Consider the following 9,453-nt stretch of genomic DNA (forward strand, 5'->3'; position numbering starts at 1 on the left):
CAGATGAAGAATTATACCTCTATACACGATATAGACAATCTCCATTCTTGGATTGAGGACGCTAAAGCATTAAAAGCAAATCCGTTAAAGCATGTCACTCTGGGGCAGCATAAAACCATTGGGTTGCTGTTTTTTAATTCCAGTTTACGAACACGTTTAAGTACTCAAAAGGCGGCTTTAAATTTAGGAATGAATCCTATTGTGATGAATGTTTCTGGAGATGCTTGGGGTATTGAGTTTGGAGATGGTACGGTTATGAACGGTAATACGGCAGAGCATATTAAAGAAGCTGCTGCTGTCGTGTCCCAATATTGTGATATCATTGCCGTTAGAGCATTTCCAACGTTGACTGATAAGACATTAGATGAAAGTGAACATGTTATAAATGCATTTATAAAATACGCTTCTGTGCCGATTGTAAATATGGAAAGTGCCACAGGACATCCATTACAAGGGTTTACGGATGCCATTACCATTTCAGAATTTGCTAAAAAAGCAAAACCGAAAGTGGTGTTAAGTTGGGCACCTCATGTGAAAGCATTACCACACGCCGTAGCCAATAGTTTTGTCCAAGCCATGCAAAAAATGGATGTGGAGTTTGTGATTACAAATCCTGAAGGTTATAATTTAAATCCAGAGATAACTGGTAATACGCCGATAACTCATAACCAGGAGGAAACCTTTAAAAATGCTGATTTTGTATATGTGAAAAATTGGAGTAGTTATAGCGATTATGGAAAAATATTGAATACCGACCCTAATTGGATGATAACCAAAGCGAAATTGGGCGATGCTAAATTTATGCACTGTTTACCCGTAAGACGAAATGTCATCGTTGAAGATGCTGTTTTAGATAGCGATAGCTCTATTGTAATCCAACAAGCCAATAACAGAACGTATGCAGCACAATTGGTATTGAAAAAAATATTAGAAAGAAGCCCCTCTTAATCTCCCCAAAGGGGAGAGATGCTCACTCAATCGAGATATTTGTGGCAAAAATGATTAAATTAAAAAGAATTATAAATTAAAAACGCTTAACTAATCCCCCTCCTTTGGAGGGGTTAGGGGAGGCTTTAAGAATATGGAAAAACTATCCATAGTAAAAATAGGAGGAAATATTATTGAAGACGATGCGTCTTTAAAAGCATTTCTAAAGCTATTTGCTAACTTAAAAGGAAAAAAAATTTTAGTACATGGTGGTGGAAAACGTGCTACTAGTATGGCAGCAAAATTAGGCATTGAATCTAAAATGGTCAATGGCAGACGTATTACTGATGCTGAAACCCTGGAAGTTATTACCATGGTTTACGGTGGTTTGGTAAACAAAAATATTGTAGCGCAATTACAAGCGTTACATGTGGATGCGATTGGGTTAACGGGAGCTGATGTAAATAGTATTTCATCAGAAAAAAGACCTGTAAAAGAGGTTGATTTTGGTTTTGTGGGTGATGTTAAAAAAGTAGCACACAAGTCTATCGATACATTAATTAAGGCAGATTTTACTCCTGTATTTTGTGCCATTACGCATGATGGTAAGGGACAATTATTAAACACCAATGCCGATACCATTACCTCACAAGTAGCCGTTGGTATGAGCGAACTTTACGAAACATCCATTTATTATTGTTTTGAGTTGAATGGTGTTTTAAAAGACATCAACGATAAAAATTCAGTCATAAAACATATCGATTCTAATATATACAATGAATTATTGGAGCAAGGCATTATTGCAGATGGCATGCTGCCAAAGTTAGAAAACTGTTTCGATGCTTTAAACCACGGTGTAAAAACCATAAATATGGGAAACACGTCCATGTTAACCCAAGAAAATGATAATTTTACAAGAATATCTTTATAATATGTCTATTCAACAATTAACAAACGATGCGATATCACTATTAAAACAGTTGATAGAAACCCCATCTTTTTCATCGGAAGAAGACCAAACGGCATCGCATATTGAAGCTTGGATGCAGCGCTATAACATCGAATATAAAAGAAACCAAAATAATGTGTGGGCCGTTAACAAATACTTTGATGCCAGCAAGCCAAATATGTTGCTTAACTCACATCACGATACCGTAAAACCAAACACAGCCTATACAAAAGACCCGTTTAAAGCCATTGTTGAGGATGGTAAATTGTATGGTTTGGGCAGTAACGATGCCGGTGGTTGTTTGGTGTCTTTAATAGCAACATTCACCCATTTTTACAATCAAAAAGATTTAAAATATAATTTGATTTTGGTCGCTTCCGCGGAAGAAGAAAGCAGTGGTCCAAACGGATTAAATAGTATGCTTACTACTATTCCTAAGATAGATGTTGCCATTGTAGGCGAACCGACCTTGATGAATTTAGCAGTTGCCGAAAAAGGTTTGGTGGTTTTCGATGCCAAAGTAAAAGGAACGGCAAGTCATGCGGCACATCCTAATGACGATAACCCGATTTATAAAACCATTGAAACATTACAGTGGTTCAGGGATTTAAAGTTTGAAAAAAGCACGGAAGCATTGGGCGATGTAAAATTAACGGTGACGCAAATTAATGCAGGAAAACAGCATAATGTGGTGCCGGCCGATGTGGAGTTGGTTATTGATGTTCGTGTAAACGATGCCTATACCAATACTGAAATTGCTGAGTTTTTACAAAAAAACGCGCCATGTTTTAGTATTGTGCCGCGTAGTTTGCATTTAAACTCCTCTTCTATTCCTGTTGAACATCCATTGGTACAAGCAGGGATTGCATTAGGTAGAACAACCTACGGCTCACCAACCTTATCAGATCAAGCGTGGTTATCATGTAAATCATTAAAATTAGGACCAGGTGATAGTCAGCGCTCACATTCAGCAGACGAATTTATTTATTTGCATGAAATAGAAGAAGGAATTAAAATATATATAGATTTGTTAAATCGTGTAATTGTATAAATGTTTGTTGTTTAGTTGTTTGTCGTAGAGTCGACTTAACAACTAAACAATTTAGCATAAAAAGAAATAAAATTTTTGAATAATGTAATTATATAAATGTTTGTTGTGAGTTTGTTTTTCGGTCGTATGGTCGACTCAACAACTAAACAACAAACGACTAAACATTAAGAAATGAAACTCTGGGACAAAGGCATATCAATCGATAAAAAAATAGAGCAATTTACTGTTGGCAATGATAGGGAAATTGATGTTCATATAGCAAAGTACGATGTTATTGCATCTAGGGCACATGCTAAAATGCTTCAAAAAATTGGCATTCTTACTGCTAACGAACTGATAGAATTGTTAGGAGGTTTAAAAAAAATTGAAACTCAAATTGATAATGGAACCTTTGTTATTGACCCACAATTTGAAGATGTACACTCTAAAATTGAGTTTGAATTAACAAAAACCCTAGGTGAGGTTGGAAAAAAAATCCACACCGCGCGTTCTAGAAATGATCAAGTGTTAGTGGCGTTGCAGCTATATTACAAGGAGAATTTAGGTTTAGTAAAACAAAAAACAGAAATCCTTTTTGAAACCCTTTTAGGTTTAGCCGATAGGTATAAAGACAAAGTCCTTCCAGGTTATACACATTTACAGGTTGCCATGCCATCATCGTTTGGGTTATGGTTTTCAGCATATGCTGAGGTCTTAATTGACGATGTATATTTACTAAATGCCGCCTTGAAAACCGTCGATCAAAATCCGTTAGGTTCTGCTGCCGGGTATGGTAGTTCATTTCCAATTGATAGGGAATTCACAACTAAAGAAATGGATTTTGCAACCTTAAAATACAATGTGGTTGCGGCACAAATGAGCAGAGGGAAAAGTGAACGTACCATTGCGGCCAGTTTAGGCAGTTTGTGTAATACCATGAGCCGTTTTGCCATGGATGTCTGTTTGTATATGAGTCAGAATTTCGGATTTATTTCCTTTCCGGATGCCTTAACAACGGGTAGTAGCATCATGCCACACAAAAAGAATCCAGATGTTTTTGAGTTGATTCGTGGTAAATGCAATAAAATACAAGCGCTACAAACTGAAATGCTGTTAATAACAAACAATTTGCCAAGTGGCTACCACAGGGATTTTCAGTTACTAAAAGAAAACATGATTGCAGCTTTTGAAGACGTCAAGGATATTTTAGATATTTTCAATTACTCGATTCAGCAAATTATTGTGAAAGATGTTGATGTAAATAACGATTTGTACAAATACCTTTTTACGGTTGATAATATTAACACGCTTGTTGTTGAAGGGCAAAGTTTTAGGGAAGCCTACCAAAAAATTGGTGGACAAGTACAAGATGGCACATACAAACCAGACACCTCAAAAAAACATACACACGTTGGTAGTATTCATAATTTGTGTTTGGATAAAATTCGGGCTAAGTTTCCTGATTAGGTTTTGATACAAGTAAAAGCCAAAGTATTTATGTTTATTTGAAGGCAAATGATTAAACAGATTTCGATTGACTATTTAAAAAATGCGCTTGATATTTTTAATGATGTTAAAAGAAATATGTTAGAAAATAATATTGATCAATGGGATGAAATTTATCCAGATTTCAAGATTATTGAAAATGATATTATTAATCATCATGGATATGGATATTTTGATAATGAGCAACTAATAGGATATATTGCTTTTAACGAAATTTTTAATGAGGAATATAATGCTATTGATTGGAAATTTCATGATGATAAACCTTTAATTATTCATCGTTTAGCGGTTAAATCTAAATTTCAGGGTATAGGAATTGCTAAAAAATTAATGCAATTTGTTGAAACAAAAGCTAAAAATGACGGCTATGTCGCCATAAGACTAGATGCATTTTCTGGTAACCCAAAATCTCTGGAATTTTATCAGAGATTAGGTTATAGTTCAGCCGGACAAGTATATTTTAGAAAGGGTATGTTTTATTGTTTTGAGAAAAGTATATAATACTAAGTGAATTTCTTTAATATTTTCCTCATCTTAAAAATATGAAATTAAAGATTGATAAGTTTGTAATAGCCATTATAGCTGTAATTGTTATGGCTTATCTCTTTCCACATTGGGGGACAAAAGAAAGCCCCATTCCTCTTGACACGATTAGCACCATAGGAATTTCGTTGATTTTCTTTTTTTACGGACTTAAATTAAGTCCAGATAAATTAAAAGCAGGTCTTAAAAACTGGAAATTACACATTTTAGTTCAAGTCTCAACCTTTTTAATTTTTCCACTTCTTGTTTTAGCTTTTCATCCATTTTTGCAAACAGAAGAGCAAAACACGATGTGGTTGGCATTCTTTTTTTTAGCAGCCTTACCATCAACGGTATCATCATCTGTAGTCATGGTGTCTATGGCAAAAGGAAACATACCTGCGGCCATTTTTAATGCCAGTATTTCTGGAATTATAGGCATTGCTCTTACGCCATTGTGGATGGGATTGTTTGTAAATCCGGCGCAAACGGATTTCGACTTTACCGAAATTTATACAAAACTCATTCTACAAATTATCCTACCTGTTATTTTAGGACTATTGTTGCAACGTTTTCTAGGCACTTTTGCTCTGAAGCACAGTGCAAAATTGACGATGTTTGATAAGTCTATCATCTTACTAATTATTTACAAGAGTTTTGCTGAATCGTTTGAAGAAAACATATTTAGTTCGGTATCAATTTTAGATTTGTTATTACTTTTTATAGGGGTAATGCTATTATTTTTCTTAGCTTTCTTCTTGACAGGTTTTATGGCCAAAAAGTTAGATTTCAATAAAGAAGACCAAATCACCGCCCAGTTTTGTGGAACCAAAAAATCCTTGGTACATGGCACTGTTTTTTCTAAAATACTTTTTGGAAATATGGCGTCCATTGGAATCATCTTATTACCCCTTATGCTATTTCATGCCATTCAAATATTAATTATTAGTGTGGTTGCTTCAAAATTGGCAAGGCGACAACATTCGTAACGCAAGACTAAACGAATACCCACTATTCATTAAAATTTCTCATAGATTTCTTATCTTGAACAGGTTTAAAAAATGGAATTTCATTCTGTTTTCGACATTAATAATTTAAAAGGAAATATATGTGCAAATTGACTTCTCGTGTACTTAATTTATTGATATCAACATGTTTTATTATTATAATATCTTGTAAATCATCAACAACAAAAAACGAAATTCCAAGGGAATGTATTTCCATAAATGACAACTGGAAGTTTATGAAATACGCTTCTTTAGAAGACGCTGATGATTTGTTTTATGATGTTCGTCCAGAAGTAGTGAATGCAAATGATGCAAAAGAAGCCGATACGCCTGCAACAGAAGCGGAAAAACTTGAGGCTTCTAAAAAAGCATTGAAACCGTATATTTTACCAGCAGCGAATCCGTTTATAAAAGATACAATTAATCATCATGTACGTCCAGAAGGACATCCAGGAAGCGACTTCCCATTTGTGCAAGCAACGTTTGATGATAGCAGCTGGGAGAACGTAAACTTACCACACGATTGGGCGATAAAAGGACCGTTCCAAGAAGGCTCAAATGCGGAAGTTGGCGGTGGCATGGGACGTTTACCTAGTAATGGGATTGCTTGGTACAGAAGAAAAATTGATGTTACAGAAGCAGATAAAAATAAATCGATTTATTTAGATATTGACGGTGCCATGTCGTATGCCATAGTTTGGTTAAATGGACAGTTGGTGGGCGGTTGGCCTTATGGTTATAATTCGTTTCGATTAGATTTAACACCTTACCTTAACTTTTCAGGAGAAAATCAAATTGCGATACGATTAGACAATCCGAATCATTCGGCACGTTGGTATCCAGGTGGTGGCATCTATCGTAATGTTTGGTTGACTAAAACTAATAAAGTGCATGTGTCGCATTGGGGAACGACGGTAACAACTTCAAATGTTTCTAAAGAATCAGCAAACATTCATTTTGATGTTACAGTTAAAAATAATTCTGATTCAGATGCAGACATTGAAACCATCACAGAAATTTACACATGCAACAATGATGACATCGGAGCAAATGTCGCCACGATAGAAAAGACTACGACTAAAATTTCAGCAGGAAATAGTGAAACCATAAAAGGTTCAGTAACCGTAGAAAATCCCCAGCTTTGGGGGCCTCCACCAACGCAAACACCAAATCTGTACAAAGCCATCACTTCCATACTGCGTGAAGGTGTTTTAATCGATGAATACGAAACAACGTTTGGTATTAAAAACATCAAACTAGACCCTAATCAAGGCATATTGGTCAATGGCGAATTAATAAAAATACAAGGCGTTAATGAACATCACGATTTGGGAGCTATGGGAGCGGCATTTAACGTGCGTGCAGCAGAACGTAAATTAGAAATTTTAAAGGAAATGGGCGTGAATGCCATTCGTATGGCACATAATCCACCCGCACCAGAATTGTTAGAACTAACAGATAAAATGGGTTTTTTGGTCATTGATGAAGTGTTTGATTCTTGGGAACGGAAGAAAACGCCCCACGATTTCCATTTGATTTTTCCAGATTGGCATGAAGCTGACACAAGAGCGATGGTACGGAGAGATAAAAACCATCCATCCATTATAATATGGAGTTATGGCAACGAGGTTGGTGAGCAATATACTGATGAAGAAGGCGCAGCGATAGGGAAAAGATTGTCTGATATCGTGAAAGAAGAAGACTCAACCAGGCCAACAACTAGTGCTATGAATTGGGCAAAATCAGATATGCCTTTTTCAAATGCGATGGATGTGATAAGTTTTAATTATCAAGGGGAAGGCATTCGCCAAGACCCCATTTTTGATAACGTTACCGATAGAATTAAAACAAAACCACAATACGAACCGTATCACAAAAAGTTTCCAAACAAAGTGATTCTTAGTAGCGAAACGGCTTCTGCTGCTAGTAGTCGTGGTGTGTATTTGTTTCCAGTATCAGATTTAATGAGTTCACCCATTCGCGATGGTATGGGTGGTGATTCTAAAATAAAACAAGTAAGCGCTTATGAGCTTTATGCTGTTGATTTTGGATCTAGTGCCGATAAGGTTTTTGCCTCGTTAGACAAACATCCCTATTCCGCTGGGGAATTTGTGTGGACAGGTTTTGATTATCTAGGCGAACCAACGCCTTATTATGATGCACGAAGTTCTTATAACGGCATCATAGATTTAGCAGGTTTCCCGAAAGACCGCTTTTATTTATACCAATCGAGATGGCGACCAGATTTGCCAATGGTTCATATTTTGCCACATTGGAATTGGCCTGAGCGTATGGACAAAATAACTCCTGTGCATGTATTTACCTCGGGTGATGAAGTTGAATTATTTCTTAACGGAAAATCGCTGGGAAAAAAGAAAAAGGGCGATTATGAATACCGTTTGCGTTGGGATGATGTGACGTATCAACCCGGAGAACTAAAAGCTGTTGCTTATAAAAACGGAAAAGTTTGGGCAGAGAAAACAGTAAAAACGACTGAGGAAGCTTCTAAATTAATGGTAAAGGCAGATAGAACTACGATTGATGCCGATGGGAAAGATCTATCTTTTATAACCATTGAAGTGAAAGATAAAAATGGATTGATAGTTCCAACCGCCAATAACTTATTGGAGTTTGAAATAGAAGGGCCTGGAGAAATTATTGCGACGGATAATGGTGATGCATCCGACTTAACAGCGTTTGTTTCAAAAAAACGTCATGCTTTTAATGGACTGGCATTGGTTATTGTGCGCTCTAAAAAAGGTGAAATGGGAACTATAAAAGTTACTGCCAAATCTAATGGTTTAGAAACAGGTATTGTTGAAATTAAAGCATTTACGCCATAAGTGTAAAATCACAAGAAAAAAAATGGGTACTCTATTAGAAATAATACAATCGCCATTACACGGAAAAGGTGTTTTTGCAACACGAAACATTACAAGAGGAGAGCAATTAGTTACGAGTCACATGGTGTTGGTTCATGTAAATGAAAACTTGCCAGAAGTTTTGGCAACCCTTCAATTTCCTTGGACAGAGGAATATGATGCTATTTGCATAAGTGATGCGGGAAGTTTTTTTAATCATAGTAGTCAACCGAATGCCAAAGTTGATGAGCGGGATTTTGAAAACCTAATTCAAACATTTGTGGCTAAAACGGATATTTTAAAGGGGACTGAAATTACCATTTACTATAATGATGCTTTTGAAGATTTTGTTAATAATTTCTAAACTCTTGGTTAAGCTTTATGGCTTGAAAAATCTGATTCTTTATTGAGATGACAAAACTGTTTTTTAAAGGAATAAGCGATTATTTATAATACTTGTAAAATAAAAAAAGCGCACTTCTAAAAGCGGGCTTTAAGGATCCCAAAAATTATAATTTGGTGACTAACTCAAATAATTAAATAATTGTGGATTGTCCTAAATGAATGTTGGTAAAGTTTAGATTGGTTTCCCACCGCTAGCGCTCGTTTGCAACGAGTGCCGTCTGAGTAAGGCAAACGAAAGCAATAAAA

8 protein-coding genes are annotated in these 9,453 nt (G+C 35.9%); all 8 read left to right on the forward strand.

Annotation, left to right across the window (positions count from 1 at the left end):
* Window positions 1-3 precede the first annotated feature (3 nt).
* The 8 genes from CSW08_RS16260 to CSW08_RS16295 all read left to right on the forward strand — a co-directional run bounded on the left by CSW08_RS16260 (window position 4) and on the right by CSW08_RS16295 (window position 9,166).
* Window positions 4-948, forward strand: a complete 945-nt coding sequence (locus CSW08_RS16260; RefSeq protein WP_106660938.1) for a Rossmann-fold NAD(P)-binding domain-containing protein — start codon at window positions 4-6, stop codon at window positions 946-948.
* Window positions 949-1,081: 133 nt separating this feature from the next.
* A complete protein-coding gene (argB, locus tag CSW08_RS16265) occupies window positions 1,082-1,858 on the forward strand; it encodes an acetylglutamate kinase (protein WP_106660940.1) in 777 nt (258 codons plus the stop codon).
* Window positions 1,830-2,927, forward strand: coding sequence for a M20 family metallo-hydrolase (locus CSW08_RS16270; RefSeq protein ID WP_394337039.1), 1,098 nt, complete (start codon window positions 1,830-1,832; stop codon window positions 2,925-2,927). The genes argB and CSW08_RS16270 overlap by 29 nt, the downstream gene beginning before the upstream one ends.
* Window positions 2,928-3,098: 171 nt before the next feature.
* Window positions 3,099-4,373 (forward strand): argininosuccinate lyase, encoded by a 1,275-nt coding sequence (argH, locus tag CSW08_RS16275; protein ID WP_106660943.1) that lies wholly within the window; start codon window positions 3,099-3,101, stop codon window positions 4,371-4,373.
* Between the two features lie 48 nt (window positions 4,374-4,421).
* Window positions 4,422-4,913: a GNAT family N-acetyltransferase gene (locus CSW08_RS16280; RefSeq protein WP_106660945.1), complete on the forward strand. Its 492-nt coding sequence runs from the start codon at window positions 4,422-4,424 to the stop codon at window positions 4,911-4,913.
* A gap of 41 nt (window positions 4,914-4,954) precedes the next feature.
* Window positions 4,955-5,923 carry a bile acid:sodium symporter family protein gene (locus CSW08_RS16285; protein WP_106660946.1) on the forward strand — a complete coding sequence of 323 codons (969 nt, stop codon included), beginning with the start codon at window positions 4,955-4,957 and terminating at the stop codon, window positions 5,921-5,923.
* Window positions 5,924-6,042: 119 nt separating this feature from the next.
* Window positions 6,043-8,784 (forward strand): beta-galactosidase GalB, encoded by a 2,742-nt coding sequence (gene galB / locus CSW08_RS16290; RefSeq protein ID WP_106660948.1) that lies wholly within the window; start codon window positions 6,043-6,045, stop codon window positions 8,782-8,784.
* A gap of 22 nt (window positions 8,785-8,806) precedes the next feature.
* Window positions 8,807-9,166: an SET domain-containing protein gene (locus tag CSW08_RS16295; protein ID WP_106660949.1), complete on the forward strand. Its 360-nt coding sequence runs from the start codon at window positions 8,807-8,809 to the stop codon at window positions 9,164-9,166.
* The last annotated feature ends 287 nt before the right edge of the window (window positions 9,167-9,453 follow it).

Origin of the sequence: Confluentibacter flavum, assembly GCF_002843175.1 — a bacterium.
Classification (GTDB): domain Bacteria; phylum Bacteroidota; class Bacteroidia; order Flavobacteriales; family Flavobacteriaceae; genus Confluentibacter; species Confluentibacter flavum.

Coding starts and splice junctions, on each gene's coding strand:
- CSW08_RS16260 (WP_106660938.1), top strand. CDS start 4: ATGAAGAATTATACCTCTATACACGATATAGACAATCTCCATTCTTGG.
- argB (WP_106660940.1), top strand. CDS start 1,082: ATGGAAAAACTATCCATAGTAAAAATAGGAGGAAATATTATTGAAGAC.
- CSW08_RS16270 (WP_394337039.1), top strand. CDS start 1,830: ATGATAATTTTACAAGAATATCTTTATAATATGTCTATTCAACAATTA.
- argH (WP_106660943.1), top strand. CDS start 3,099: ATGAAACTCTGGGACAAAGGCATATCAATCGATAAAAAAATAGAGCAA.
- CSW08_RS16280 (WP_106660945.1), top strand. CDS start 4,422: ATGATTAAACAGATTTCGATTGACTATTTAAAAAATGCGCTTGATATT.
- CSW08_RS16285 (WP_106660946.1), top strand. CDS start 4,955: ATGAAATTAAAGATTGATAAGTTTGTAATAGCCATTATAGCTGTAATT.
- galB (WP_106660948.1), top strand. CDS start 6,043: ATGTGCAAATTGACTTCTCGTGTACTTAATTTATTGATATCAACATGT.
- CSW08_RS16295 (WP_106660949.1), top strand. CDS start 8,807: ATGGGTACTCTATTAGAAATAATACAATCGCCATTACACGGAAAAGGT.